Below are 25,304 nucleotides of genomic sequence, written 5' to 3'. Positions count from 1 at the left end.
CCCTTCACCCCCCCCGCCGCCCTTCTCCCCCCCCCCCCCTCCTCGTGTTTCTTTCCTCCCTTTTCCCCCTCCCCCCCTCCCCCCCCCCCACGGCATGCCCCTCGCATGGTTGGGACGGCAATACCAGATAGTGCCGATTTAGTATGATTCGGGGGCTATGCGGAGGGAGGTCTCCATGACCGCCGAGGCTGAGACCAGAGAAGTCCCCGACATGGCGCGCGGCCCCGTGGGAGCGGAGTCCCCGCGCTATCTGCCGGTCTCCGAGCACGGGCTGATCGGGGATCTGCGCACTGCCGCGCTCGTGGGCACGAACGGCACGATCGACTGGTACTGCTGCGGCCGGTTCGACGGGCCCAGCATCTTCGCCTCGATCCTGGACGCCGAGCGGGGAGGCTCCTTCATCCTCGCCCCGGACGTGCCGACGCACACGAAGCAGTTCTACTTCCCCGACACCAACGTGCTGATCACCCGTTTCTTCGCGGAGGACGGCGTCGGCGAGGTCCAGGACTTCATGCCGATCGTCGACGACTCGCGCGAGGCCGGCCGGCACCGGCTCATCCGCCGGGTGATGTGCGTGCGCGGGTCGCTGCCGTTCCACGCGGTCGTGGCGCCCCGCTTCGACTTCGGGCAGCAGCCGCACACCGTCCGTACCGAGCACGGATACCCCATCTTCGAGTCGCCCTCGCTCACCCTCGCGCTGACCTCCAGCGTCCCCGTCGAAAACGACGGCCGGGACGTGTGGTCGCTGTTCAAACTGCACGAGGGGGAGACCGCCGTCTTCGCGCTCGACCGGGTCGGCGGCGAGGTGCGGCCGCGGGCCTGTCCCGTCGCCGAGGCGGAGGACCTCTTCGAAGCCACCGTGCGGTACTGGCGCCGGTGGCTGTCCAAGTCGCTCTATCGCGGACGCTGGCGCGAGATGGTGCACCGCTCCGCGCTGACGCTCAAACTCCTCACGTACGCACCGACCGGGGCCATCGTGGCCGCGCCGACGACGAGCCTGCCCGAGCAGATCGGCGGCGAGCGGAACTGGGACTACCGGTACGTCTGGATCCGCGACGCGGCCTTCTGCGTCTACGCGATGCTCCGGCTGGGCTTCACCGACGAGGCCAAGGCCTTCATGCAATTCCTGACCGAGCACGTCTGCATCTCCTGCGGCGACTCGGGACCCCTGCAGATCATGTACGGCATCGACGGCCGCCGGAAGCTGCCCGAGCAGGAGCTGTCCCACCTCGAGGGCCACCTGGGCTCCGCCCCCGTACGCATCGGCAACAGCGCCGTCGACCAGCTGCAGCTGGACATCTACGGCGCACTCATCGACTCGATCTACCTCTACGACAAGTGGGGGGAGCCCATCTCCAGCGCCCACTGGGACACGGTCTGCGAACTGGTCGAGTGGGTGTGCGAGAACTGGGACCAGCCCGACGAGGGCATCTGGGAGACCCGCGGCGGACGCAAGAACTTCCTCTACTCCCGCCTGATGTGCTGGGTGGCGATCGAACGGGCCATACGGATGGCCCGGCGCCGGGGACTCCCCGCCGACCTGGTGCGCTGGGCCGGGAAGCGCGACGAGATCTACCGGCAGATCATGAGCCGCGGCTGGTCGCCCGACCGGAAGGCGTTCGTCCAGTACGCGGGCGGCACCGTCCTCGACGCCTCCGTCCTGATGATGCCGATGGCCAAGTTCATCTCCCCGACCGACCCGAAATGGCTCTCCACCCTGGACGCGCTCGGCGAGGAACTCGTCTCCGACTCGCTGGTCTACCGCTACGACCCCCAGGCCAGCCCGGACGGCCTGCGGGGCGAGGAGGGCACGTTCTCGATCTGCTCCTTCTGGTACGTCGAGGCCCTCACCCGTGCCGGGCGCAAGGACGAGGCGCGCCTGGCCTTCGAGAAGATGCTCACGTACGGCAACCACCTGGGCCTGTACGCGGAGGAGATCGGCCGCACGGGCGAGCAGATCGGCAACTTCCCGCAGGCGTTCACGCACCTGGCTCTGATCAGCGCGGCGTTCAACCTGGACAAGGCGCTGGGGTGACGGGGGACGGGGCGGTCCTGTCGACCGGCCCGTCCTCGCGACCTGGTCCCGGGGGCCGGCATGTCCGGCCACCTCCGCATCGACGGCCGAGGAACTCCGGTCCCTCAGCCGCCCACGAGAGCGACGAGCTTGATGAAGACCAGGCCGGGATCGGTGGTGAGATCCACGACTTCGTCGAGGTCCTCGACCTGGCGATCCCCGGCCAGCACGAAGAATCCGTTGGACAGGAAGGCGCGCTCGGCGATCGCGGCCTGGCGCTCCCAGTCGAGGTGGCGGGGCTCGCGGAGACGGTAGCCGTTCAGCTCAGCCTCGGCGTCATCAGGGCGGACGAGGCCGTTGAAGCGATCGCTCGGGCGGGCGTTGTACCGGGCGACCTCGTCGCGGACCCGGAGCCTGATCAGCTCCCGAACGGTCATCCGTTGCGGCAGCCCGGCGACCTGCCACTCGGCGACCGGTCTGCCCGTCGCGGTCTCGTCCCGGAACGTCACGGTGGCCATCAGGCACCTCGCTCGATCTGCGTGAGGATGGACTCGTCGGTGATGTCGGTGTCGGCGGCGAGCAGGAAGGCCTTGCTGAGGATGAGTGAGAGCCGGTCGTCCTCGAACGGCAGGAACACCCGGCCGTCCGCCCTGCCGCGCGACGGGACGATGCACAGGTAGGCGTCGTCCGGCTCCATCAGGATGTTGGCCGAGCCCAGATGGATCTTGTACGTGCGCAGTCCGCCCCGGACCACCAGGAAGCGGCCGTCGAGCGAGCAACGGTCGGCGATCTTCAGACGCGGCAGGATCCGTGCCAGCGCGTCGCGGCGCGCCTCGGCGCTCTCGGTCAGCTCGGCGAACCCGGCCCGCTCCCAGTAGGCGCGCTCGGGCCCCCGGTCGGTCCAGTCGGGATCGGCGGCGATCGACGTCACGCCGATGAAGAGGTCCACGTCCCGCATCGCCTCGCTGAACACCAGCAGGGGCACGTCGGCGAGCGGCGCCTCCCGCCAGACGCCGTCCACCCGGCGGGCGAAGCGCACCTGATCGGTCGCGGCCAGCAGGTCGTCGCCCGCCCGGTCCGCGAGGGCGTGGAAGAAGCGGATCCGCCACTCCCCCGCCGCCAGGGTCCGCTCGGCCGCGTCCTCGCCGCCGCCGTCCCAGGGGCCGAGGCGGTCGCTCGTCCACCCCCGGGCCCGGAACAGCGCGAACATCCTGTGGTAGTGGACGAGGTGCGCGGCGAAGCGGTTGGAGTAGACGCGGGTCTCCTCCTCGGCCGGGGTGAGGAGGTAGATCTCGCGGAACGCCTGCTTGAACGGCTGCCGGACCCGGCGCTCGGTGAGCAGATCCCGCCAGGCCCGTACGGTGCCGGGGTCGGAGCGGATGGGGTGCCAGAGCCGTACGGAGGCGTCGTCGGGCGCGTCGGGAAGGTGCTCGGCCTCGGGCAGGACCGCTCGCCAGTCGCCGGGCGCGACCTCGATCTCCCAGATCAGCCGGCGCACGACGGCCCGGGCGAGCGGATGCCCGGCCAGCTCGGCGCGCCACCGTCCGTACGGATGGACGGCGTCGACGGTGAAGCCGCCCTCCAGCGCCCGCGCGAGGGTGCCGAGTTGGACGCCCACCCGCTTCACCAGGTCACGCAGCTCCTTGACCAGGTCGGCGTGGTCGCGGCGGACCGCTGCCGGCAGGCTGCGCAGCGGCCGGCCGTCCTTCTCCCAGGTCAGCGCGGCGGTATCGGCGACCGTGACGACGGCCGTGTGGTCGCCGGCGACCCTGCGCAGGACGCCGTCGTCGTCGAAGCCCAGTGTCGGGAGCCGCAGCGCCACGTCGGTCCGCTCGGCGAGGGCCGCCTCGACCTTCTTGAGCATCTTGTCGAGTTGCTTGGGGACCCCGGCATGCCGGACGTCCTTGCGCACGGTGCGGATCGCGGTCACCAGCTCGGGGGTCGGGAAGTCCTGTGCGGCGCGGACCAGTTCGTACAGAAGCGCCTGGGAGGGCAGGGTCTTGGCCGGCGTCGGTGCGATCGCGATGCCGGGCAGCAGCCGGTCGAACAGTTCCGGCAGCCAGCGCTCGTCGCGTTGCAGTGCCACCCGTGCGGCCTGCCCGAGCGTGACGACCTCCCGGGCGGTGAACGCCTTGTCCGCCCGGTACGGGATCGTCCCCGCCCGGATCGCGTCGGTGCGGTCGGCCGCCGCCTCCAGTGCGCGGCGGGCGAACGCGACGTAGGCGGGAACGTCGGCAGCCCTGCGCCAGACGTCCGAGAGGGGCGGCGGTGAGACGAACGTGTGGTCCCGGTCGATCTCGGACAGCAACGCCTGCTCGGCCGGGGCGAGGCCGGTGAGGACGGCGATCTCGTCGGCGACGATGGGGCTCCCGTCCCGGGAGAGGCGGTCCACGGCCGCGCTCAGTGTCCCGCCGCCCGCGAGTCCCGCCACAGCGAGCAGCGCGTACGGCTGGCGCACGTCGTCCTTGCCCAGGAGGAACTCGACCAGTGCGCGGGCCGGACCGGACAGGTCGGGCAACGGACCGGTGCAGCGCGCCAGCGTGCCCACGCCCAGGGTGAGGTCCGCCCAGTCGCGGGAATCCGTACCCGCGACCAGCGCCTCGAACATCCGGCGGCACGCGTCGGGCGTGTAGCGCGGCTGCCGTTCCCTGCCGGCGTCCTCGACCGCGAAGCGGACCGTCATCATCGAGTGCGGCGCGGAACGGCCCACACGGTAGGCCGCCGGGAGAAGGCCGCCGAGTTCCTCGTCGGAGATCTGCGACAGATCGGGCCACCGTTCCCCGAGCTCGAAGTCCGGGTCGGTCAGCGCACGCATCAGCCGGGCTGCGAGGTCCATCAGGCACCCCTCTGCCGGCGCACGCGGTCGAGCGCGGCGGACCTCATGCCGTCGGGCGCGTCGTTCCTACGGGATTCGGCCACCAGAGCGTCGTAGAACATGCGGGGATGGTGGCAGACCGGACTGACAAGCCGATCAACCGCAAGGATCCTCGCGTCTGTTCACGCGCAACGCACAACGGCCCTGACCAGGACGGTTTCCCAGGTCTGGGCCACAAGGGCAGACGAGTCGGGCTGTACGCCGGGTTCTGTGCCCCGGGACCTCGCGGTCGTCGGGGCGACGGCCATCCATCTAGGACCGGTGTTGCCACCGGCCTCGTGCGGTCTACCCGCGGACTCGGGCGGGCAGCCCTCGATCGTCCGCGCAGGGACGTCCGAGGACGTCCCCTCTTGACCTTGCTCCGGGTGGGGTTTACCGAGCCGCCTGAGTCACCTCAGGCGCTGGTGGTCTCTTACACCACCGTTTCACCCTTACCGGGGACCGAGGTCCCCGGCGGTCTGTTTTCTGTGGCACTGTCCCGCGGGTCACCCCGGGTGGGCGTTACCCACCACCCTGCCCTGTGGAGCCCGGACGTTCCTCGGCGGGATCGTCGATCCCGTCGCGGCCGTCCGCCCGGCTCGTCTGCCGTGATGACCATGCTACCCGGCGGGGCGGAGGCCACGGGACCGCCGTCCCTCAGACGAAGGCGGCGGTGTCCAGGTCGAAGCCGAACGGCTCGGGAAGGGGCAGGATCTTGCCGAAGTGGACCGTGCGCTGCTGCTAGTAGTCGCCGGCCTCGGGCTCGCTGAAGAGGGTGAGCGACGACGCGCTGCGGTCGATGAGCAGATAGAGGGGGATGTCTCCGCGCGCGTAGCCGCGACGCTTGGTCTCGCGGTCGACGTGCGCCCGGGTGGAAGTCACCTCCACGACCATGGCCACTCCGTCGGACGGCATCCACGAGTCCGCACCGCGGAACAGAGACAGGTCCGCTGCCGCGAAGGTGATGTCGGGGATGACATGATCTCGCGACGAGTCGGGCGCGCCCCGGAGCTTCAGGCCTTTGTTCCCGGAGAAGTCCATCTCCGTGCGTGATCGCCTGATCACTTGCTTCACGATCTGGTTGATGTAGTCCTCGTGGTCCCCGTCCGGCGGCGGTGCCACAACGATCTCCCCCTCGATCAGCTCCGCGCGGAAGCCCTCCGGCGTGTCCAGCGCCAGGAAGCCCTCCAGCAGGACATCCGCCTGCGTGAGCGGTTCATGCGGCATGGCACTCATGTCGCGCTCCTTCCTCGGTCGCTCGCCAGACTGGGACATCGCTGCACCGGCCGTCCTTGAGATTGGGGAGTACTTCCCTCGATCGTGGCACACGATCATGGAAGCCGGGGCGCTTCCGGCACCGCAGCACCGCCTCGCTTGACCTTGCCGCAGCGTCAGGGTTTCTACTGGGGCCATGCGTATCGGAGAGATCGCCGCGATGGTCGGGGTGACCCCGCGGGCCATCAGGCACTACCACCACCTCGGGCTGCTGCCCGAACCCGCCCGGCAGGCCAACGGCTACCGGGACTACTCGGTCCGGGACGCCGTGCTGCTCGCGCGGGTCCGGCGGCTGACCGAGCTGGGGCTCGGGCTCGACGAGGTGCGGGACGTGCTCGCCGACGACGCGGGGCGGGAGGTCGTGGAGGTGCTGGAGGAGCTGGACCAGGACCTCGCGCGACAGCAGGAGCAGCTGGGCGAGCGGCGTCGGCGCCTCGGGGAGCTGCTGGCACAGGCCCGGGACGGGCGGATGACGGCCGAGGGGCCGGTGTCGGACGAGCTGTCCGCGCTGTTCGAGACCCTCGCCGAGGCCACCACCGGACGCCCCGAGTCCCCCATGGCCGCCAAGGACCGCGAACTGCTCGCCCTCCTGGACACCGTCGCGTCCGCCGAGGAGCGGGACCGGATGCTCGGCGCGATGCGGCGGATGACCGAGGCGCCGGGCGCCGCGGAGCGGGCGTACGAGGTGTACGGCATGCTCGACGCGCTCGCGGACGCGGGCCCGGACGACCCGCGCGTCGCGGAGGCGGCGAAGGCGCTGGCCGACTCCATGCCGGACGCGGTCGTGGAAGGGCTCGGCACCGGCGGCACGCTGCCCGAAGGCGCCTTCCAGGACGCGTTCTTCGCCGACTTCTCCCCCGCCCAGGCCGCCGCCGTACGCCGCGCGCTGCGCATCGTCGCGGAGCGTGCCCGATGAAGCGGATGCTCAGGGGGGTGGCTTACGCCGTGCTGCCCGCCGAACTCGTCATCGCAGTCTGCCTGTTGGCGGGCGTGCGGCTGTCCGGGCCCGTTGTCGCCGTCGCCGAGGCGGCCACGCTGCTCCTGCTCGCGGCCACAGCCGCCGTCTTCGTACAGCTGCGCCGGCAGGGCCTCGGTACCCGTGAGGCCGTGGAAGAGCTGGTGCCCGCGCCGGTGCTCCGGCTCATGGGTCACGAACTGCGGATCATGTGGAGCGTCGTGCTGTGGGCGGCGCGGCGCGGCGCCGCGACGGCGTCGGCCCCGGCCACCAGGCCTTCGGGCACGCCCGTGACCAGGCCGCCCTGCTCTACGGCTTCGCCTTCGTCTGCGCGGTCGAGACCGTCGGCATGTCGTACCTGCTGGGCGGCTGGCCCGTGGTGCACGCGATCGTCCTGGTCCTCGACGTCTACACGGTCTTCTTCGTCATCGGTGTGCAGGCGGCCTCGGTCACCCGCCCGCACACCCTGTCCTCGGACACGCTGCGACTGCGCCACGCGGCCCATGTCGACGTACGCATACCGCTGGAGCGGATCGCCTCCGTCTCGTACGAGTTGCTCTTCACGCACGACAAGGACAAGAAGGAGGAAGGCGTCCTCAACCTGGCCGTCGGCTCGCAGACGTCCCTGACCCTGGAGCTGTCCGAGCCCGTCACCGCGGTGGGGCTGCTGGGGCGGGAGCGCCTGGTCCGCACGGTACGGCTGCACGCCGACGACTCCCGAGCCCTCCTGCGCGCTCTCACGCAGGCGCGAACTGCACTTTCGCCGCCCCCGGGTCAGCCTGCATGAGCCGCACCCTCAGCGCCTCCCCGAGGGGGAGCTCCGCCCCGCCGCCCTCGATGGGGGCGACCACCGCCGGGTCCTGCAACTGGACGGTGCCGACGTCCGGTTCGTGGTCCTTCACATCGATCACGAACGCGTCGAAGAGCTCGCCGACCCGCCCGCTCAGCAGGGCGGCCTCGACGATGTCGACGGATTCACGCTCGACGGTGTTGGCGCGCCGTGAGCCCTCGGCCATCTCCTTCGGCAGCACGTCGAGGGCCTCCCGCACCCACGCGGGCGGCTCCTCGCCGGCCACGGCGGACAGGCAGAGCTCGCCCGCGTACCGGTCGACGAGCCGGCGCAGCGGGGCGGTGCAGTGCGTGTACGTGTCGGCGACGGCGGCGTGGACGGCCGGGTCGGGGAGCCGGCCGCCGCTGAACGCCGTGTAGCCCGCGCCGCGCAGCAGCGTCGTGCACTCCTGCAGGAAGGCGGCGTGGAGATGGTCGGCGGGGTCGAGGGAACGGACGACCTCCGCGTACGAGACGTGGTGCGGCCAGTCGATGTGCAGGGCCTTCGCCGTGCGGCGCAGCCGGGCGACCGCGCCGTCCGGGGCGGTCGGCAGGGTACGCAGGATGCCGGTGCCGGCCCTGGTCATGAGGTGGGCCGCGGCCATGCCGGTGAGGAGCGAGATCTGGGCGTTCCAGCCGTCCGCGGGAAGGGGCGCGCGGAACCGCAGTGCGTACCCATGGTCCTGCTCGACGATCTCCTGCTCGGGCACGTCGAGGGAGATCCCGCCCCGCTCGACCTCCAGCCGCTCCCGCAGCAGCCCGATGTCCTTGAGCAGCGCGAGCGGTTCCTCGGCGGTGCCGGCGTCGATCTGCCGCTGCGCCCCCTCGTAGTCGAGCCTGGCACGGCTGCGCACGAGGGCACGGCGCACGTCGGTGGCGACGGCCCTGCCGTCCGCGTCGAGGTCGATCGTCCAGAGCAGCGCCGGACGCGTCTGCTCCGGCAGCAGGCTCGCGGCGCCTTCGGAAAGGGTCGCGGGGTGCAGCGGAACCTTCTCGTCCGGGAAGTAGAGCGTCAGCGCCCGCCGGTGCGCCTCGGCGTCGAGCGCGCCGCCGGGCCGTACGAACGCCGCGACGTCCGCGATCGCGTACCGGACCCGGAAGCCGCCGCCCGCGCGGCGCTCCAGATGCATCGCCTGGTCCAGGTCGCCGGAGGCCGGCGGATCGATCGTGAAGAACGGGACGTCCGTCGCATCACGCTCGGGAAGCCGGGGCTCGCGCGCCGCCCGCTCCGCCTCCGCGAGGACCTCGGCGGGGAAGCCGTCCGGCACGTCGAGCGTCGTGCGCAACGCCCGCAGGGCGGCCCGCAGCGGAGCCTCGGCTGCGCAGATCACATGCATCTGACGGCGGGGCATGGACCGAGCGTATGGCCCCCGGCCCGCCCCGGCGACCGGACGATCGGGGGGCTGCCGCCCCCGTGCCCCGCCGCAACGGCCGCGTCCGCGGGGCGTCCGGCGAGGCGGTGTTGCGCACCGCGGGGCGCGGAGGCGGCCTGCGCGGCCGGACGGACGGGTCCGGGGCCGTCGCCCCCGTCAGGGTGGCGCAACTGAGCCGCGTACGCGTACGGAAGGCAGGCGGGGCGGCGAGCGGGCAAGGGCTGCCGCGCCTCTCCCCCGCCGTAACCGCGAGGTGTGGGGAGCGGGCTCGCACGGGCGGGCCGTGACACACACCCCTCGTGCGTGGGGCGCCCGCGGCGTGCCGGGGCCGGGTGGGGCCCGACTACGCTGGCGAGGGGGCCGCACCCCCTTCACGGACGTACGTAGAGGAGAACCGCCGTGCTCGTGCTGTTGCCGCCGTCGGAGGGCAAGGCCGCTTCCGGCCGTGGGGCGCCGCTCAAGCCGGAGTCGCTGTCGTTGCCCGGGCTGGCCGGGGCACGGGCCGCGGTGCTCGACGAGTTGGTCGAGCTCTGCCGGGGGGACGAGGAGAAGGCCCGCGACGTGCTCGGGCTGAGTGAGGGGCTGCGCGGCGAGGTCGCGAAGAACGCGCAGCTGCGGACGGCCGGCGCGCGGACGGCCGGGGAGATCTACACGGGCGTCCTGTACGACGCGCTCGGCCTGGCCACGCTCGACGCGGCCGCCCGTAAGCGGGCCCGGCGTTCGCTGCTGGTCTTCTCCGGGCTGTGGGGCGCGGTCCGGGTGGACGACCGGATCCCGTCGTACCGCTGCTCGATGGGCGTGAAGCTGCCGGGGCTCGGTGCGCTGAGCGCGCACTGGCGGGCGCCGATGGCGTCCGTGCTGCCCGAGGCCGCCGGGGACGGCCTCGTCCTGGACCTGCGCTCGTCGGCGTACGCGGCGGCGTGGCGGCCGAAGGGGGAGGTCGCGGGCCGTACGGCGACGGTGCGGGTGCTGCACGCCCCGACCCGGAAGGTCGTCAGCCACTTCAACAAGGCGACGAAGGGGCGGATCGTCCGCGGCCTCCTGGAGGCCGGGGCGGCGCCGAAGGGACCGGGCGAGCTGGTGGAGGCCCTGCGTGACCTCGGATACACGGTGGAGGTCGAGACGCCGGGGAAGCCGGGGAAGGCGTGGTCGCTGGATGTGCTGGTGACCGAGATCCACTGAACGAGACGGGCAGCGTTGCATTTTCTGCAACGTGCGTTGCGCAGGGCGATGAGGGCGGGCACGATGGCCGCATGACCTCCGTGCTCGACCTCGCCCCCGTCGTCCCTGTCGTCGTCATCGACGACGCCGCCGACGCCGTACCGCTCGCCCGCGCCCTGGTCGCGGGCGGCCTGCCCGCCATCGAGGTGACCCTGCGCACCCCGGCCGCGCTCGACGCGGTCCGGGCGATCGCCGACGAGGTCCCCGACGCGGTGGTCGGCGCGGGCACGGTCATCTCGCCGCGGGGCGTGGCGGACGCGGTCGCGTCAGGGGCGCGGTTCCTGGTGAGCCCCGGCTGGACCGACGCACTGCTGGACGCGATGGCGTCGTCCGGTGTGCCGTTCCTGCCCGGCGTCTCGACCACGTCGGAGGTCGTAGGCCTGCTGGAGCGCGGGGTGAGCGAGATGAAGTTCTTCCCCGCGGAGGCGGCGGGCGGCACCCCGTACCTGAAGTCCCTCGCCGGTCCGCTTCCCCAGGCCCGGTTCTGCCCGACCGGCGGGATCTCGCTCGCCACGGCGCCTTCGTACCTCGCGCTGCCGAACGTCGGCTGCGTGGGCGGTACGTGGATGCTGCCGCCGGACGCGCTCGCGGCGCGGGACTGGGCGCGGGTCGAGTCCCTCGCGCGCGAGGCGGCGTCGCTGGGTTGAGCGCGGCGAGCTGTACGCGGCGCCGGGTCGAAAGCGGCGCTCAGTCGAAGACCAGCTCCAGGTGGTCCGTCACCGGCCGGTACCCCAGGCGCTGGTAGAGCGCGTTGCTCGTGGGGTTGGCCAGGTCCGTGAAGAGCAGCACCTCGCTCGCGCCCGAGCGCTGGGCGAGGCGGGTCGCGGCGACGGTGGCGGCGCCCGCGTAGCCGCGTCCGCGGAGCTCGGGCGGGGTGTAGACGGGGGCGATCCGGGCCTGCCCCGCGGCCACCGGTGACACCCCGGCCATCGCGACGGGGCGTCCTCCCGCCTCCCAGAACAGCAGCCGCCCGTCGCTGACGCGGGTCCTGGCGGCGTCCGTGCAGTCCGCCGCCTCTCCCCCGACGTCCACCTTGAACGCACTCAGCCAGTCCGCCGCGAACGGGATCTCCTCGACGGTCGCCGGGCGTGCGCGGCCCTCGGGGGCGGGGTCCGGCGGGGTGAGCTCGCCGAGCCGGAACAGGCGTGTCTCGTGGTCGACGCGGTAGCCCTCGCCGGCCCACTCCTCCGCGAACGCCCGCGCGCACGCGCTCTCGCCGGTGACCCCCGGGAGAGGTTCGCCGCCGCGCTCCCGGAGCGCCCGGACGAGCTCGCGGGCGGCGTGCTCGGGCATGACGCCCAGCAGCGGCGGCATCGGCGGCGTCTGCAGGTACGCGGCATCGACCGGCCCGTCGGCGGTCTCCCGCCACCAGCCGAAGCACGTCGGCGCGTCCTTCCCGTACACGAACGGGCCGTGGCGGCGCACCATTTCACTGACCGTCAGGAGGACGGTGTTGCGCCCGGGGTGGGCGGACAGGTGCGCGTCGGCGGCGGCGCGGAAGGCTTCGACGTCGTGGGTGAGGTGCCAGGGCATGCACCGACGCTGCCACAACGCGGGCCCTGCCCGCGCGAGTTTTGTCTGTCCGGGGTGCCACCCCGTACTCCGGGCGCGGGGCCGGGGCCGCCCCGTGCCGCGGGGCGTCCGGTGTGTCCGTCCTCGAACGCCGGACGAGCTTGAAGCGCGCCCGGCACCGCGCGGTGGGCCGGAGTGTGCGTCCTCGAACGCCGGAGGGGCTGGGTGGTCGGGGGTGCGCCGTGGCGGTGCCGTTGGGGGTCCGCTCCGGGGCTGGCCCCAGTGGTTCACGATCCCCCGTTGGTTTTGTGGGCAGGCGTTCCGCTGGGGGTCCCCCAGGACTTCGTCCTGGGGGACGAACCGGTGGGCACAAAACACCCACCGGGACGCAGTCGGGAACGGTCCGGGCGGGGCCGTGCAGGGGCGGCCCCGCAGGGGACCGGCGGCATTGCCGGGGGAACCCGCGGTGCGCGGCGCCCCGTCGGTTCCCGAGGAGTCGAGCCCGGAGGGGCCCCGCCCCACCCCCACCGACAGCAGCCGCACCAAGCCCGTCCGGCGCTTGAGGACGGACGCACCGGCCCACCGGGCGGCACCGGGCACACCGCACCCGCACCCGCACCCGCACCCCCGCCGGAGGCGTCAGCGCCGGAGGCGTCAGCGGAGGTGCGACGTGTCGTTCAGAAGCCGCACCGACGCGTTGCCGTCCGCGTAATACGCAACCGCCGACAACGACGCCGCGGAGAGCTCCATGCGGAAGACGGCTTCCGGCGGGGCTCCCAGGGCCAGGCGGACCAGGGTCTTGATCGGGGTGACGTGCGTGACGAGCAGGACCGTGCGGCCCCGGTACTCCGACGTCAGGCGGTCCCGGGTCGCCGAGACGCGCCGGGCGACCGACGCGAACGACTCGCCGCCCGTGGGCGCCGCCTTCGGGGAGGCGAGCCAGGCGTCGAGGTCGTCGCCGTACCGCTCGCGGACCTCCGCGAACGTCAGGCCCTCCCACGCGCCGAAGTCCGTCTCGCGCAGCCCGTCGTCGATCTGGACGTCGAGCCCGAGCCGCTTGCCCACGACCGCGGCGGTCTGCCGGCACCGCCGCAGCGGCGAGGAGACGATCTCCTGGATCGTGCCGCGCGCGGCCAGCGCCGCGGCGACCGCGTCCGCCTGCCGCTCTCCGGCCGCGGAGAGCTCCGGGTCGCTGCCCCCGCTCCCCGAGAACCGCTTCTCGGGCGTCAGCGCCGTCTCGCCGTGCCGCAGCAGGACGAACGTGGCCGGCGCCCCGAGGTCGGCGGCCCCCCAGCCCATCGGAGGGGCGGCCGGGGCGGGGGCCTGAGCCGGGGCCGGGGCCGGGGCCTGAGCCGCACCCGGCACCGCCGCACCCGCGAGCGCGGCCCGTGCCTTCGCCGCGCCCACCGCCGCGTCGCCCACGACTCGCGCCGCCCGGGTGTCCTCGGCGAGGGCCGCCCGTGACGCGGACGGCTCCCACTGCCTGCCCCGCTTGCCCGCGTCCATCGCCTCATTGGCGAGCCGGTCCGCGAGCTTGTTCTTCTCGCGCGGGATCCACTCGTAGCGGACCTGTCCCAGCGGGAAGATCCGCGCCGCCTCCGCCGCGAGCGGCTTCATGTCGGGGTGCTTGATCTTCCAGCGGCCCGACATCTGCTCGACGACGAGCTTGGAGTCCATGCGGACGCGGATCGAGGCGTCCGGGGCGAGCTCCTTCGCCGCCTTCAGGCCGGCGACCAGACCGCGGTACTCCGCGACGTTGTTCGTCGCGACGCCGATGTACTCGGCCCGCTCGGCGAGCGTCTCCCCCGTCGTCGGGTCGAGCACGACCGCGCCGTAACCCGCCGGGCCCGGGTTGCCCCGGGAGCCGCCGTCGGCCTCGACGATCAGCTCCTGAAGTCGCTGCATTACAGGCCCGACTCCGAGGTACGGACCAGGATGCGGCGGCAGTTCTCGCACCGTACGACCGCGTCGGCCGCGGCCGCCCGCACCTCGTTCAGCTCGGTGATGTTGAGCTCGATGTGGCAGCCCTCGCAGCGGCGCTGGTACAGGCGCGCCGCGCCCACGCCGCCCTGCTGCTCGCGCAGCTTCTCGTACAGCTTGAGCAGATCCGCGGGGATGGTGCCGGCGACGACCTCGCGCTCCTTGGCGACGCTCGCGGACTCGCCGTCGAGCTCCTCGAAGGCGGCGTCCCGGCGGGCCGTCGCGTCGTCGAGCTTCGCCTGGACGGAGCCGACGCGGTCGGTCAGCTCGGTGACGCGCTCCTGCGCGGACTCGCGGCGCTCCATGACCTCCAGAACGACGTCCTCGAGGTCTCCCTGCCGCTTGGCCAGCGAGGCGATCTCCTTCTGGAGGTTCTCCAGGTCCTTGGGGGACGTGACCGCGCCCGAGTCGAGGCGCTGCTGGTCACGGGCGGAGCGCTGGCGCACCTGGTCGACGTCCTGCTCGGCCTTGGTCTGCTCGCGGGCGCAGTCGCTCTCCTCCGTCTGCGCGGCGACGAGCAGGTCGCGCAGCTGCGTGAGGTCCTTGTTCAGCGACTCGATCTCGGCGTGCTCGGGCAGCGACTTGCGCTTGTGTGCGATCTGCGACAGGCGTACGTCGAGGGCCTGGACGTCGAGGAGTCTGATCTGGTCGGCGGGCGCGGCGTTCAGTTGGGGGCTCCAGAGGTGTGGTGGGAGGACCAGGGGTCGGTGACCGTCTTCGAGACGTGGACCCGCAGGTCCCAGCCGTGGCGGTCGGAAATCTCGTCGAGCTGGGCGGCCGCCTGCTCGCACCAGGGCCATTCGGTGGCCCAGTGGGCGGCGTCGACCAGGCCGAGCGGTGAGTGCTGGGTGGCCTCGGACACCGGGTGGTGCCGCAGGTCGGCGGTGAGGAACGCGTCGACGCCCGCGGCCCGTACGGCGTCGAAGAGGCCGTCGCCCGAGCCGCCGCTGACGGCGACGCGGCGGACGGTCGCGTCGAGGTCGCCGGCGACCCGGATGCCCTGCGCGGTGGCGGGCAGCCGCTTCGCGGCGCGGGCCGCGAACTCGCGCAGGGGCTCGGGGTGGTCGAGCTCGCAGATCCGGCCGAGCCCGGTCTCGGGGACAAGGGGACCGGTGACGCGCAGGTCGAGGGCGCCCGCGAGGGCGTCGGAGACGCCCGGGTCGGCGGTGTCGGCGTTGGTGTGCGCGACGTGCAGGGCGATGTCGTGCTTGATGAGGGTGTGCACGACCCGGCCCTTGAAGTGGGAGGCGGCGACCGTCGTCGTACCCCGCAGATAGAGCGGGTGGTGGGTGACGATCAGGTCCGCGCCGAGGCCGATCGCCTCGTCGGCGATCTCCTGGACGGGGTCGACGGCGAAGAGCACGCGTGTGATGTCCGCGTCGGGGTCTCCGCAGACCGTGCCGACGGCGTCCCACTCCTCGGCCCGCTCGGGGGGCCAGAGGGCATCGAGCGCGGCGGTGACTTCAGACAGACGGGGCACGGAGGCAAGGCTACCTGGCTGTCCTTTGCGCCTGTACCGGCGCTCGGTCTCGCGGAGGGGGCTGGTCGCCGTCGGGGTTGCCCCATCGATGGTTGCGGTGATCTTCGCTTCGCAGGTGCGGGGAGGGCCCCGGTGCCGCCGGCGGCACCGGGGCGAGGACTACTTCACGAGGTGGCCCCGCAGGTCGTCGAGGACCTTGTCCGCCGCGGTGACACCGAGGCCGAGGTACCAGGTCTCGTCCGGGACGTCCTTGGCCTGCCCCGCCTTGACCGCCGCGAGGTTCTTCCACAGCGGGTTGGACTGCGCGGTGTCGCGCTTGGTCCTGGCCGGGTCGCCGTAGACGCCGGTGAAGATCCAGTCGGCGTCGGCCTCGTCGATCCGCTCCGCGCTGACCTCGGTGGCCAGGTCGTTGATCTGCTGGTTCGCGGGCCGCGGGATTCCGGCGTCGTCGAGGATCGTGCCGATGAAGGAGGCCTTGGCGTACAGGCGGATCTTGTCCGGCATGTAGCGGACCATGGAGACGGTCGGCTTGTCGGCGCCGAGGTCGGTGCCGAGTTGCTTCGCCTTCTTCTCGTACGCGGCGAGCTTCGCGTCCGCCTCCGCGGACTTGTCGAGGGCGGCGGCGTTGAGGCGGAAGTTCTCCTTCCAGGTGAAACCGGGGCGGATGGAGAACACGGTCGGAGCGATCTGCGACAGCTCCTTGTACTTGTCGGCGGCGCGCAGCTGGCTGCCGAGGATGAGGTCGGGCTTGAGCTGGGCGATCGCCTCGAGGTTGAGGTTGTTGATCGTGCCGACGCTCTTCGGGCTGCCGGCCTCCTTCTTCAGGTACGACGGGATGCCGTCGTCGCCCTCGGAGGGGGCGTAGCCGACGGGCTGCACGCCGAGCGAGGCAACGTTGTCGAGCTCGCCGACGTCGAGGACGACGACGCGCTTGGGTGCCGCCTTGATCTCGGTCGCGCCCATGGCGTGGGTGATGGTGCGCGGGAACTGGCCGGGCTTGGCGTCGGTGCCCATGGCCGCCGTCTTCTTCGCGGCGTCGCCGAATTCCTCGCCGCCCTGGGCGACGGCCTTCTTGCCGCTGTCACCGGCCTTGGCCCCGGCGTCGTCCGCGGCCTGGTCGGCGCCGCAGGCGGTGAGGGAGAGGGCGGCGGCGAGGGCGACTGCTGCGGCGGCGGTGCCACGGCGTCGTAGCGACATGGGTGCTCCTGCTGGTGCGGTGTACGGGCCGGGGACGGCGTACGGAAAGGGATACTTAGGCGTGCCTTACCTTAACGGAGGCCCCGTGCAGCACAGCCGCCCCCTCACCCTCAGGCGAACCGCCGTACGGCCACCCTTATGTGTGAAGTGAGCTGTCTCGCGTTGTTCGGCTGGAAGTGCGAAAACTAGCTTCGATGGCCGGAGGTGACCAGCCGATGACAGCGTGTGCGATCGAGGAGACCACGGCCGGCGACGACGGAGCCGAACGGCGTACGGACGCGGCTGCGGGTACGGGCACCGGCCTTGGTGACGGCGCCGGTGCCGGTGACGGGTTCACGATCAGCGCGGACGGCTGCTACGCGGCACGTCTCGCGGGCACGGGAGACGCGCGCTTCGCCGAGCGGTGGACGCTCGACGGGCCCGAGCCGTACGCCGTTCCGCTTCCGCTGGACCAGCCGGAGGAGCCCGACGCCGAGGTGGTGCCGATGGCCGACGGGCGGGTGCTGATCCGGCGGCGGGTGGGGGTCCTGCAGACGTTCTCGCTGCTCTATCCGACCGGGCCGGGCACGGGCGAACTGGCCCTCGGCGCCGTCGAGTCCACCTCGCTGACGCTGCTCCCGCCGTCCCCGAACGGCACCTGCGTGTACGCGCTGGTGCCGGGCGAGCGCGCGACGGCGGTGTGGCTGGTGGCGGGCGGGGCGTTCGGGCCCGAGCGGGTCGCGGAGGTGCCCGGCCGCTGTTCGGGCGGGGTGTGGCTGGACCGTACGGGCCGGATGCTCGCCCTGGACCGGGAGACGGACGGGATCACGAAGGCGATCGCGGTCGATCTGGAGCGGGGCGGTGAGGTGACACCGCTGCTGCAGATCACCGAGGACAGCAACGACAGGCTGCTGCTCGCGGACGCCGAGAGCGGCCTGCTGCTGATCCGCTCGGACGCGCCGGGGCACGACCGGCTCGGATGGGGGGTGCTGGGGAGCATGCGGCCGGTGCGGTTCCCCGAGTGCCTGCGGCTCGCCGACGCCGCGGTGACGCCGTTCGCGATCCAGCCCGGACAGGTCCTGATGCCGGAGAACTGCTCGGTGGCACTGCGGATCGACGCGGCGGCGGGCAGCTGGGTGGGCGTGTGGCGCCCTTCGGGGCGCCGGATGCACCAACTCGCCGTTCCGGAGGGATGGTTGCCGGGGACCGGGCTGTGGACGCGGGAGGGTGTGCTGCGACTGCCGTACGCGACGGGGACGGTGCCGTGCGGGGTGGCCCGGGTGGAGATCCCCGACGACACGTTCCTCCCCGATCCGGTCACCGTGATCACCGGATCGGCACAAGCGGAATCCGCAGGTGGGGAACCGTGCGAGGACCTCGAAGGTCCTTCTGTGTGCAAGCCCGTTCCGTTGCAGCAGGCGCCCCTGATCGGGCGAGTGACGCCTGGTTAGACTTCCCGCCGGGGGGCTACGCAGGCGCATCGTCCGGATGCCGACGGTGACGTGACCGGCTCCCTTGCGACCTGAAATCAGCGATCACAACGGGGTGAACTTCCCACATGTCTGAAGCCCGAACCGACACGACCAAGGCGCGTCCGCAGGGGGCGAACGCGATCCAGGCCGCAGGCGGCGGATCCGGAAGGCACCGGGGCGGGGCGTCGTCGACGGAGAACTCGACGGCGCCCTCCCACGGCCGCCACCGCCGCCCGGGCGGCGCCAAGCAGTAGCTCGCGCGGCGGGGCGGGTGCGGGGTGTGCCCGCGGTGGGCTTTTCCCCGCCCCGCCCCTTGCCGGCTGTGTCGATGTGCGGCTCCGCCGCGTGGGGGCTCCGCCCCGGACCCCCGGTCGTGACCGGTACCGCCGGGCGGGCCCGCGCGTCCGTCCTCGAACGCCGGACGGGCTGGAACTCACGGGGCTAGCCCCGCTTCAGGCCGAGGACCTCCGTCGACGCGAAGGTCTCGTTCGGGGGGCGGGACGCGTAGTACGGGGAGAGGAGGCCGTCGAGCTCCTCGTAGGAGAAGGTGTCCTTCGCCGAATCGAACTTGGCTGCCACCCGCGGGCGTTCCACCACCGCCACCATCCCCCCGTGCACGACGAGCAGCTGCCCGGTGACCCCCGCCGCGGCCGGGGACGCCAGGTAGCCGACCAGGGGGGACACGTGCTCAGGGGCGAGCGGGTCGAGCCGGCCCTCGGCCGGTTCGGCGCCCCTCTCGATTGCCGGAATGGCGGCGAAGACGTCCTCCGTCATACGGGTACGGGCCCGCGGGCAGATCACGTTGGCCGTGACGCCGTACCTGCCGAGCGCCAGCGCCGTCGACGTCGTCAGTCCGACGATGCCGCCCTTCGCCGCCGCGTAGTTCGGCTGCCCCGCCGAGCCCGCCAGGAACGCCTCCGACGAGGTGTTGACGACGCGCCCGTACACCGGGCCGCCCGCCGCCTTGGAGCGTTCGCGCCAGTGGACCGACGCGAAGCGGGTCGTGTTGAAGTGGCCCTTGAGATGGACGCGGATCACCGAGTCCCACTCGTCCTCGCTCATCGAGAAGACCATCCGGTCCCGCAGGATGCCCGCGTTGTTGACCAGGATGTCGAGCTTGCCGTACGTGCCGGTCGCCAGGTCGACGAGGGCGCGGGCGGTCTCGAAGTCGGAGATGTCGCCCAGGTGCGCCACCGCCTGACCGCCCGCGGCGCGGATCTCCTCGGCGACCTCCTCCGCGGGCGCCGCCGACGCCTCGCCGGAGCCGTCCCGGCCGGGCTGCCCGTAGTCGTTGACGACGACGGCCGCCCCGAGCCGGGCCAGCTCCAGCGCCTCGGCCCGGCCCAGACCGCGGCCCGCGCCCGTGACGATCGCGGACAGGCCCTCAAGTGGGAGTGACATGCGAGCGGGTCCCCCTCAGATCTCGATGCAGGTACGCAGTGCCTCGCCCGTACGCATCTGGGTCAGCGCCTCGTTGATCTCCGCCAGCTGCACCCGGTGCGTGATGAGCGACTCCAGGTCGATCCGGCCCGCGCGCCACAGCGCGATGGCCCGTTCGTACGAGCGGAGCACGTCCCCGCCGCCGTACATCGACGGCAGGATCCGCTTCTCGTCGAAGAACAGCTCGAACATGTTGAGCTGCAGGAAGTCGTCCATCGCGCCCGCACCGACGATGCACAGCGTGCCGCCGCGCCGCGTCATGTCGTACGCCGTCCTGGCCGTCGCCGACTTGCCGACGACCTCGAAGACGTAGTCGAAGCCCTCGCCGGCGGTGACGCGCTGCTTGGCGTCGGCGAGTTCGTCGGGCGAGACCGCCTCGGTGGCGCCGAAGCGCAGCGCCGCCTCGCGCCGTGAGGCCACCGGGTCGACGGCGACGATCTGGGCCGCGCCCTGCACCCGGGCGCCCTGGATCGCGGAGATGCCGACGCCGCCGCAGCCGATGACGGCGACCGACGAACCGGCCTCCACCCGGGCGGTGTTGATGGCCGCGCCGAGCCCGGTCGTGACACCGCAGCCGATGAGCGCGGCGATCTCGTACGGCACGTCGTCCGGTATCGGCACGGCGCAGCCCGCGTCGACGACGACCTCCTCCGTGAACGTCCCGGTGCCGGCGAAGCCGAACACATCGCCGCCGGGGCGCTTGAAGTTGGGGGTGCCGGCGTTCATGAACCCGGCCAGACAGAGCTGGGACTGGCCGCGCTTGCAGGCCGGGCAGGTCCCGCAGGCGGGCAGCCAGCACATCAGCACCCGGTCGCCCTGCTTGACGCTCGTCACGCCGTCACCGACGTCGATGATCTCGCCCGCGCCCTCGTGGCCCGGGATGAAGGGTGCGGGCTGCGGCAGGATCCCGCTCATCGCGGAGACGTCCGAGTGGCACAGCCCGGTGGCCCTGACCCGGATCTTCACCTTGCCGGGGCCGAAGCCCACCGCCTCGACGTCGTCGAGGACGTCGAGCTTGTCCTGGCCGATCTCGTGCAGTACGGCTGCGCGCATGGTGCGGCTCCAATCACGAATGTTCGACGATGGTGTCGGCGAGCACCGGGGCGTCGTCCCTCTCGACGGCCGTCACCGACACCTGGATGCGGCCGTCCCCGGTCCACATACGGATGCGCAGGGTCTCCCCCGGGAAGACCACCCCCGCGAAGCGTGTGCTGTACGAGCGGACGCGCGTGACGTTCCCGTCGAGGAGCGTGTCGACGACGGCCTTGAGCGTCATGCCGTACGTGCACAGGCCGTGCAGGATCGGCCTGTCGAAGCCCGCGAGCTTGGCGAACTCCGGGTCGGCGTGCAGCGGGTTCCAGTCGCCGGAGAGCCGGTAGAGGAGCGCCTGGTCCTCGCGGACGGCCCGCTCGACGATCGTGTCCGGCTCGCGTCCCGGCTGTTCCACGCGCCCCGACGGCCCGCGCTCGCCACCGAAGCCGCCCTCGCCGCGTACGAAGATCTGGGCGTCGCTCGTCCACAGCGGCCCGTCCTCGTCGGCGGCCTCGGAGCGCAGGACGAGGATGGCGGCCTTGCCCTTGTCGTAGACGGCGGCGACGCGCGACGTGCTGGTGGCCCGCCCCTTGAGTGGAATCGGGCGGTGGAGCGTGATCGTCTGCCCTCCGTGCAGCACGGCGGCGAGGTCGACGTCGATACCAGGGGCGGAGAGGCCGCCGACGACGCCCATGCCCGCGCCCGCGACGGTGGCGAAGCTGGGCAGGACGTGCAGCCGGGACTCCAGGGTGTAGCGAAGCTCGTCGGGGTCGGTCGCGGGGATGCCTGCGCCGATGCCGAGGTGGTAGAGCTGGATGTCCTTGTGGTCCCAGGTGATGTCGGCGCTGCGCGGTTCCGCGGCGATCGCCTTGGCGGCATCGATGGGCATGTGGATGCTGCTCCTACGACGGTTGAGGAGTGGAAGACCTCGGCGCGGCCGTCCGCACCGTCGGCCGCACCGAGGCCGTACGGGACCGGCCGCCCCCGCGTCCATCGGTCGTTCTAGAACGCGTTCTAGGCCGGTTGGACCCTATGTATAACGCACCCCCCATGACTTGTGAAGACTCCTGACGCTGCGTCAGATCACTGTGTCGGCCCGCTCACCCAGGACATTTGTCACCGCCGGATCCGTATACGCGCATCTGCCGGGACCCGGGGTCCGCTCCGTAGCGTCGTGGCCATGACGCAGACAGCAGTCCACTTCGCCGGGGCGGCCAAGTCCTTCGGCCCCGTACGGGCCGTGGCCGGCATCGACCTCGCCATCCGGCGCGGCGAGACCGTCGCCCTCCTCGGCCGCAACGGCGCGGGCAAGTCCACCACGATCGGCCTGCTCCTCGGCCTGGACGAGCCCGACACGGGACAGGTCAGCCTCTTCAGCGAGGCCCCGTCCGCCGCAGTCCGCGCCGGCCGGGTCGGCGCGATGCTCCAGGAGGGCCGCCAGGTTCCCCGGGTCACCGTCCGCGAGCTGGTCGGCTTCGTCGCCCGCACGTATCCGGCTCCGCTGCCCGTCCCCGAGGCACTGGAACTGGCCGGGCTCACCGAACTCGCCGACCGCCGTATCGACAGGCTCTCCGGCGGCCAGGCGCAGCGCGTCCGCTTCGCCGTGGCGCTCGCCGGGGCGCCCGAGCTGATCGTCCTCGACGAGCCGACCGCCGCGCTCGATGTCGAGGCGCGCCACGCCTTCTGGGCCTCCATGCGCGCCTACGCCCGCCGCGGCAACACCGTGCTGTTCTCCACGCACTACCTGGAGGAGGCCGACGCCCACGCCGACCGGATCGTCGTCATCGACCACGGCCGGATCGTCGCCGACGGCACGGGCGAGGAACTCAGGCGCTCGGCCGGCGGCAACCTCGTCTCCTTTCACCTCGCCGGCCGCTCCACGGAGGGGCTGCACCTGCTGCCGGGCGTCGTTTCGGTCGAGGTGCGCGACGGCCGGGCCCGGCTGCGTACGGACGACTCGGACGCCACGGTCGTCGCACTCGTCGGGCTGGGTGCCGTACGCGGCCTCGAGGTCGCCCCCGTCTCGCTCGACGACGCCTTCCTCGCCCTGACCGCCGCTTCCGGAGACCTGGAGACCGTCCGATGATCACCGCCTACGTGAAACTGGAGGTCCGCCGCACCCTGCGCGACACCGTCTTCGTGGTCTTCGGCATCGGCATGCCGGTGCTGATGTATCTGCTGTTCACCAATCTCGGCACCGACGACCAGGAGTGGCGGACCACCTCGATGGTCGGCATGGCGGCGTACGGCGCGCTGGGCGCCGCCCTGTCCACCGGGACCGGCGTCGCCGAGGACAAGTCGATCGGCTGGCTGCGGCAGTTGCGGATCACGCCGATGAGCCCGCGCCAGGTGGTCACCGGGCGGGCCCTCACCGGCTCGGTGATCGTCCTGCCGTCCATCGCGGCGGTGCTCGCGGCGGGCGGCCTGGTCAACGGCGTACGCCTGGACGCCTGGCAGTGGGCGGCGGTCGCCGTTCTGCTCTGGCTGGGCGCGCTCCCCTTCACGCTGCTCGGCATCGGCAACGGCTACCGGCTCTCCGCCCAGACCACGGGCGTCGTCAACGTGGCCTGCAACCTCGGGCTCGCGCTCGTCGGCGGACTCTGGTTCCCGGTCGAGCTGTTCCCCACCTGGCTGCGCAGCCTGTCCGCGTACACCCCGGCCAACCGCTTCGCCGAGCTGGGCCGGGCCCTGACCGACGGCAGCGCGCGGGGGCTCACCGCCGTGGCCGTACTCACGGTCTGGGCCCTGCTGTTCGGTGCGTACGCGGTGATCTCGTACCGTCGGTCGGCGAGGACGTCATGACGGGGGCGGCGATGGGCTGGGTGAGCAGGCAGTACACCACGCGGATGGGGGCGTGGAAGGCCGACTGGCGGGCGAAGAAGGCGAAGGCCGACCGGAAGGTGCGGAGGTCTTTCGAGAAGACCGCGAGGCGGAGGGGACGGGCTCCCGAGGAGATCGGCCCGCCGAGCGGCTTCGCGCTGCTGCCCTGGCTGCTGATGGGCATGGGCGCGGTCTCCAACCTCCTCCAGGGCAAGACCCCGAACCCTTGGATCGGCGGCCTCGGCCTGCTCGTCTTCAACTCCCTCTACATCGCCGTGGTGTTCCGGGCCTTCGACCGGCGCAAACGGGAGACCGCCGCCACCTGGGCCGCGCTGGTCGTGATGGGCCTGATCACCTTCGGGCTCGCGATCGGGTACGGCGGCGGGTGGCTGATGTTCTTCACGCTGCTCAGCCTCGCCTGCGGGGCGGTCCTGCGGGGGCGGGCCCTCAGCTTCGTGGTGCTGCCCCTGGCGGTGGCCGCCGGCGCCGTCGGCACCTTCCACGAGGGCTGGAGCGGGATATCCATCGCGTACGGCACCTTCATCTCCGGGATGATCACCGCGGCGATCCTCGCGCTCTCCGAGACGGTCAAGGAACTGCGCGCCACGCGTGAGGAGCTGGCCCGGGCCGCCGTCGAGCAGGAACGGCTCCGCTTCTCCCGCGACCTGCACGACCTGCTCGGACACACCCTCTCGGTGGTGGTCGTCAAGTCCGAGGCCGCGCGCCGCCTCGCGCCCCGCGACCTGGACGCGGCACTCGCCCAGGTCGCCGACATCGAGGCGGTCGGCCGCCAGGCCCTCACCGAGATACGCGAGGCGGTCACCGGCTACCGGGAGGGCAGCCTGGCCACCGAGCTCGACCGGGCCCGCGACGCCCTGTCGACCGCGGGCGTCGAACCGGTCGTGCGCCGGTCGGGGCCGCCCCTGGAGTCGCACACCGAGGCGCTGCTGAGCTGGGTGGTGCGCGAGTCCGTCACCAACGTTGTACGCCACTCCGGTGCCTCGCGCTGCGAGATCGAGGTGAGCGGCGCGCCCGAGCGGGTCCGGCTGGTGGTCACGGACGACGGGCGCGGCGGCGGCGCCGGCGCACCGGGGAGTGGGCCAGGCAGTGGGCTCAAGGGCCTTGCCGAGCGTGTCGCCGCGGCAGGCGGCACTCTGGAGTCGGGCCCGGCGGCACGCGGCGGGTTCCGGGTGACCGCGGAACTCCCGGTGGAGAGCCCGGCCCCGAGAGAGTGGGAGCGAGCAGAATGATCAGAGTCCTTCTCGCCGAGGACCAGGGCATGATGCGCGGCGCCCTCGCCCTGCTGCTCGGCATGGAGGAGGACATCGAGGTCGTCGCCCAGGTGGGGCGCGGTGACGAGATCGTCGCCGGCGCGCTGACGGCACGGCCCGATGTGGCGCTCCTGGACATCGAACTGCCCGGACTCAGCGGCCTGGACGCCGCCGCGGGGCTGCGGGACGAGGTGCCGGACTGCCGGGTGCTCATCCTGACGACGTTCGGCCGGCCGGGGTATCTGCGCCGGGCGATGGAGGCCGGGGCGGCGGGTTTCCTCGTCAAGGACGGGCCCGTGGAGGAACTGGCGAAGGCGATCCGGGCGGTGCTGCGCGGCGAGCGGGTCATCGACCCGGCGCTCGCGGCAGCAGCGCTGAGCGCGGGACCGAGTCCGCTGACGCCGCGTGAGCGGGACGTGCTGAACGCGGCGGTGGACGGGGCGACGGTCGCGGACATCGCCGCAAGGGTGCACCTCTCGGAGTCGACGGTACGGAACTATCTGTCGGCGGCGATCGGCAAAACCGGGACGCGCAACCGCATGGAGGCGGTGCGTGCGGCCCGCCGCCAGGGCTGGCTCTGAGGGGCCCGCGCCGCTCACAC

At 72.5% G+C, this 25,304-nt stretch carries 22 protein-coding genes, 1 other RNA gene and 1 pseudogene; 11 read left to right on the top strand and 13 right to left on the bottom strand.

All coding sequences use genetic code 11. The features are described from left to right. The first annotated feature begins 175 nt into the window (after positions 1-175). Positions 176-2,035: a glycoside hydrolase family 15 protein gene (locus ACFV9O_RS05435; RefSeq protein WP_385412627.1), complete on the top strand. Its 1,860-nt coding sequence runs from the start codon at positions 176-178 to the stop codon at positions 2,033-2,035. A gap of 104 nt (positions 2,036-2,139) precedes the next feature. On the opposite strand, the gene ACFV9O_RS05430 is transcribed toward ACFV9O_RS05435, so the two are convergent. From ACFV9O_RS05430 to ACFV9O_RS05415, 4 genes and pseudogenes are all read right to left on the bottom strand, one after another. Beyond that, positions 2,140-2,532 (bottom strand): hypothetical protein, encoded by a 393-nt coding sequence (locus ACFV9O_RS05430; protein WP_385412624.1) that lies wholly within the window; start codon positions 2,530-2,532, stop codon positions 2,140-2,142. Continuing rightward, positions 2,532-4,850, bottom strand: coding sequence for a DUF4132 domain-containing protein (locus ACFV9O_RS05425; protein WP_385412621.1), 2,319 nt, complete (start codon positions 4,848-4,850; stop codon positions 2,532-2,534). Before ACFV9O_RS05425 ends, ACFV9O_RS05430 begins: the two co-directional genes overlap by 1 nt. A 220-nt stretch (positions 4,851-5,070) precedes the next feature. Further along, positions 5,071-5,470: RNase P RNA component class A (rnpB, locus tag ACFV9O_RS05420), an RNA gene on the bottom strand. 55 nt (positions 5,471-5,525) lie between these two features. After that, positions 5,526-6,104: pseudogene (locus tag ACFV9O_RS05415) on the bottom strand (Uma2 family endonuclease). Between the two features lie 175 nt (positions 6,105-6,279). Between ACFV9O_RS05415 and ACFV9O_RS05410 the strand changes: the two are divergent. Beyond that, complete coding sequence (locus ACFV9O_RS05410; protein WP_385412619.1) at positions 6,280-7,059, top strand: MerR family transcriptional regulator; 780 nt, start codon at positions 6,280-6,282, stop codon at positions 7,057-7,059. Positions 7,060-7,309: 250 nt separating this feature from the next. Next, positions 7,310-7,885, top strand: a complete 576-nt coding sequence (locus ACFV9O_RS05405) for a hypothetical protein (RefSeq protein WP_385412617.1) — start codon at positions 7,310-7,312, stop codon at positions 7,883-7,885. Here the strand turns inward: ACFV9O_RS05405 and ACFV9O_RS05400 are convergent. Beyond that, on the bottom strand, positions 7,836-9,278 hold the full coding sequence (locus tag ACFV9O_RS05400) for an RNB domain-containing ribonuclease (RefSeq protein ID WP_385412616.1): 1,443 nt from the start codon (positions 9,276-9,278) through the stop codon (positions 7,836-7,838). The two genes, ACFV9O_RS05405 and ACFV9O_RS05400, sit on opposite strands and share 50 nt — an antisense overlap. 420 nt (positions 9,279-9,698) lie before the next feature. On the opposite strand from ACFV9O_RS05400, the gene yaaA reads away from it, so the two are divergent. Together yaaA and eda are read left to right on the top strand one after the other, a co-directional pair. Then, positions 9,699-10,481 (top strand): peroxide stress protein YaaA, encoded by a 783-nt coding sequence (gene yaaA, locus ACFV9O_RS05395; RefSeq protein ID WP_385412614.1) that lies wholly within the window; start codon positions 9,699-9,701, stop codon positions 10,479-10,481. Between the two features lie 71 nt (positions 10,482-10,552). After that, positions 10,553-11,167 carry a bifunctional 4-hydroxy-2-oxoglutarate aldolase/2-dehydro-3-deoxy-phosphogluconate aldolase gene (gene eda, locus ACFV9O_RS05390; RefSeq protein ID WP_385412612.1) on the top strand — a complete coding sequence of 205 codons (615 nt, stop codon included), beginning with the start codon at positions 10,553-10,555 and terminating at the stop codon, positions 11,165-11,167. A 40-nt stretch (positions 11,168-11,207) separates the two neighbouring features. Here eda and ACFV9O_RS05385 read toward each other — a convergent pair whose 3' ends face one another. The 5 genes from ACFV9O_RS05385 to ACFV9O_RS05365 all read right to left on the bottom strand — a co-directional run bounded on the left by ACFV9O_RS05385 (position 11,208) and on the right by ACFV9O_RS05365 (position 16,689). Further along, positions 11,208-12,053: a GNAT family N-acetyltransferase gene (locus tag ACFV9O_RS05385; RefSeq protein ID WP_385412611.1), complete on the bottom strand. Its 846-nt coding sequence runs from the start codon at positions 12,051-12,053 to the stop codon at positions 11,208-11,210. 633 nt (positions 12,054-12,686) lie between these two features. Beyond that, positions 12,687-13,937, bottom strand: coding sequence for a bifunctional RNase H/acid phosphatase (locus ACFV9O_RS05380; protein WP_385412609.1), 1,251 nt, complete (start codon positions 13,935-13,937; stop codon positions 12,687-12,689). Then, the gene (locus ACFV9O_RS05375; protein WP_385412908.1) at positions 13,937-14,680 is read right to left on the bottom strand and encodes a zinc ribbon domain-containing protein; all 744 of its coding nucleotides are present in this window, start codon (positions 14,678-14,680) and stop codon (positions 13,937-13,939) included. The genes ACFV9O_RS05380 and ACFV9O_RS05375 overlap by 1 nt, the downstream gene beginning before the upstream one ends. Continuing rightward, on the bottom strand, positions 14,677-15,492 hold the full coding sequence (locus tag ACFV9O_RS05370; RefSeq protein ID WP_385412606.1) for a Nif3-like dinuclear metal center hexameric protein: 816 nt from the start codon (positions 15,490-15,492) through the stop codon (positions 14,677-14,679). Before ACFV9O_RS05370 ends, ACFV9O_RS05375 begins: the two co-directional genes overlap by 4 nt. Before the next feature lie 159 nt (positions 15,493-15,651). Further along, the gene (locus tag ACFV9O_RS05365; protein ID WP_385412604.1) at positions 15,652-16,689 is read right to left on the bottom strand and encodes an ABC transporter substrate-binding protein; all 1,038 of its coding nucleotides are present in this window, start codon (positions 16,687-16,689) and stop codon (positions 15,652-15,654) included. A gap of 215 nt (positions 16,690-16,904) precedes the next feature. Here ACFV9O_RS05365 and ACFV9O_RS05360 point away from each other — a divergent pair, with 215 nt between their 5' ends. Together ACFV9O_RS05360 and ACFV9O_RS05355 are read left to right on the top strand one after the other, a co-directional pair. After that, positions 16,905-18,119, top strand: a complete 1,215-nt coding sequence (locus ACFV9O_RS05360) for a hypothetical protein (RefSeq protein WP_385412603.1) — start codon at positions 16,905-16,907, stop codon at positions 18,117-18,119. Between the two features lie 107 nt (positions 18,120-18,226). Continuing rightward, positions 18,227-18,394 carry a hypothetical protein gene (locus ACFV9O_RS05355; protein WP_385412601.1) on the top strand — a complete coding sequence of 56 codons (168 nt, stop codon included), beginning with the start codon at positions 18,227-18,229 and terminating at the stop codon, positions 18,392-18,394. A 187-nt stretch (positions 18,395-18,581) separates the two neighbouring features. Here ACFV9O_RS05355 and ACFV9O_RS05350 read toward each other — a convergent pair whose 3' ends face one another. From ACFV9O_RS05350 to ACFV9O_RS05340, 3 genes are read right to left on the bottom strand one after another with little or no spacing between them, the layout of a single operon-like run. Further along, complete coding sequence (locus ACFV9O_RS05350; protein WP_385412599.1) at positions 18,582-19,541, bottom strand: 3-oxoacyl-ACP reductase; 960 nt, start codon at positions 19,539-19,541, stop codon at positions 18,582-18,584. A 15-nt stretch (positions 19,542-19,556) separates the two neighbouring features. Continuing rightward, entirely contained in the window at positions 19,557-20,633 is a 1,077-nt protein-coding gene (locus ACFV9O_RS05345; RefSeq protein WP_385412598.1) for a Zn-dependent alcohol dehydrogenase, read from the bottom strand. A 13-nt stretch (positions 20,634-20,646) separates the two neighbouring features. Beyond that, the gene (locus tag ACFV9O_RS05340; RefSeq protein WP_385412595.1) at positions 20,647-21,501 is read right to left on the bottom strand and encodes a MaoC/PaaZ C-terminal domain-containing protein; all 855 of its coding nucleotides are present in this window, start codon (positions 21,499-21,501) and stop codon (positions 20,647-20,649) included. A gap of 291 nt (positions 21,502-21,792) precedes the next feature. On the opposite strand from ACFV9O_RS05340, the gene ACFV9O_RS05335 reads away from it, so the two are divergent. Genes ACFV9O_RS05335 through ACFV9O_RS05320 form a run of 4 tightly spaced genes read left to right on the top strand, consistent with a single transcriptional unit; the run spans position 21,793 to position 25,284 of the window. Then, on the top strand, positions 21,793-22,698 hold the full coding sequence (locus ACFV9O_RS05335; protein WP_385412592.1) for an ATP-binding cassette domain-containing protein: 906 nt from the start codon (positions 21,793-21,795) through the stop codon (positions 22,696-22,698). Further along, complete coding sequence (locus ACFV9O_RS05330; RefSeq protein WP_385412589.1) at positions 22,695-23,414, top strand: ABC transporter permease; 720 nt, start codon at positions 22,695-22,697, stop codon at positions 23,412-23,414. The genes ACFV9O_RS05335 and ACFV9O_RS05330 overlap by 4 nt, the downstream gene beginning before the upstream one ends. After that, positions 23,411-24,682, top strand: coding sequence for a sensor histidine kinase (locus ACFV9O_RS05325; RefSeq protein WP_385412587.1), 1,272 nt, complete (start codon positions 23,411-23,413; stop codon positions 24,680-24,682). The genes ACFV9O_RS05330 and ACFV9O_RS05325 overlap by 4 nt, the downstream gene beginning before the upstream one ends. Beyond that, on the top strand, positions 24,679-25,284 hold the full coding sequence (locus ACFV9O_RS05320) for a response regulator (protein ID WP_385412584.1): 606 nt from the start codon (positions 24,679-24,681) through the stop codon (positions 25,282-25,284). Before ACFV9O_RS05325 ends, ACFV9O_RS05320 begins: the two co-directional genes overlap by 4 nt. Positions 25,285-25,304: the final 20 nt, after the last annotated feature.

It is taken from the genome of Streptomyces sp. NPDC059909 (genome assembly GCF_042730885.1).
Classification (GTDB): Bacteria; Actinomycetota; Actinomycetes; order Streptomycetales; family Streptomycetaceae; genus Streptomyces.
Note: the sequence above shows the minus strand (reverse complement) of the source record. Positions and strands in the feature narration are given on the sequence as shown.

Bases quoted from the DNA above. Each gene is read 5' to 3' on its own strand.
- ACFV9O_RS05435 (WP_385412627.1), top strand. From the start codon at position 176: ATGACCGCCGAGGCTGAGACCAGAGAAGTCCCCGACATGGCGCGCGGC.
- ACFV9O_RS05430 (WP_385412624.1), bottom strand. From the start codon at position 2,532: ATGGCCACCGTGACGTTCCGGGACGAGACCGCGACGGGCAGACCGGTC.
- ACFV9O_RS05425 (WP_385412621.1), bottom strand. From the start codon at position 4,850: ATGGACCTCGCAGCCCGGCTGATGCGTGCGCTGACCGACCCGGACTTC.
- ACFV9O_RS05410 (WP_385412619.1), top strand. From the start codon at position 6,280: ATGCGTATCGGAGAGATCGCCGCGATGGTCGGGGTGACCCCGCGGGCC.
- ACFV9O_RS05400 (WP_385412616.1), bottom strand. From the start codon at position 9,278: ATGCCCCGCCGTCAGATGCATGTGATCTGCGCAGCCGAGGCTCCGCTG.
- eda (WP_385412612.1), top strand. From the start codon at position 10,553: ATGACCTCCGTGCTCGACCTCGCCCCCGTCGTCCCTGTCGTCGTCATC.
- ACFV9O_RS05385 (WP_385412611.1), bottom strand. From the start codon at position 12,053: ATGCCCTGGCACCTCACCCACGACGTCGAAGCCTTCCGCGCCGCCGCC.
- ACFV9O_RS05380 (WP_385412609.1), bottom strand. From the start codon at position 13,937: ATGCAGCGACTTCAGGAGCTGATCGTCGAGGCCGACGGCGGCTCCCGG.
- ACFV9O_RS05365 (WP_385412604.1), bottom strand. From the start codon at position 16,689: ATGTCGCTACGACGCCGTGGCACCGCCGCCGCAGCAGTCGCCCTCGCC.
- ACFV9O_RS05360 (WP_385412603.1), top strand. From the start codon at position 16,905: ATGACAGCGTGTGCGATCGAGGAGACCACGGCCGGCGACGACGGAGCC.
- ACFV9O_RS05355 (WP_385412601.1), top strand. From the start codon at position 18,227: ATGTCTGAAGCCCGAACCGACACGACCAAGGCGCGTCCGCAGGGGGCG.
- ACFV9O_RS05350 (WP_385412599.1), bottom strand. From the start codon at position 19,541: ATGTCACTCCCACTTGAGGGCCTGTCCGCGATCGTCACGGGCGCGGGC.
- ACFV9O_RS05345 (WP_385412598.1), bottom strand. From the start codon at position 20,633: ATGCGCGCAGCCGTACTGCACGAGATCGGCCAGGACAAGCTCGACGTC.
- ACFV9O_RS05340 (WP_385412595.1), bottom strand. From the start codon at position 21,501: ATGCCCATCGATGCCGCCAAGGCGATCGCCGCGGAACCGCGCAGCGCC.
- ACFV9O_RS05335 (WP_385412592.1), top strand. From the start codon at position 21,793: ATGACGCAGACAGCAGTCCACTTCGCCGGGGCGGCCAAGTCCTTCGGC.
- ACFV9O_RS05330 (WP_385412589.1), top strand. From the start codon at position 22,695: ATGATCACCGCCTACGTGAAACTGGAGGTCCGCCGCACCCTGCGCGAC.
- ACFV9O_RS05325 (WP_385412587.1), top strand. From the start codon at position 23,411: ATGACGGGGGCGGCGATGGGCTGGGTGAGCAGGCAGTACACCACGCGG.
- ACFV9O_RS05320 (WP_385412584.1), top strand. From the start codon at position 24,679: ATGATCAGAGTCCTTCTCGCCGAGGACCAGGGCATGATGCGCGGCGCC.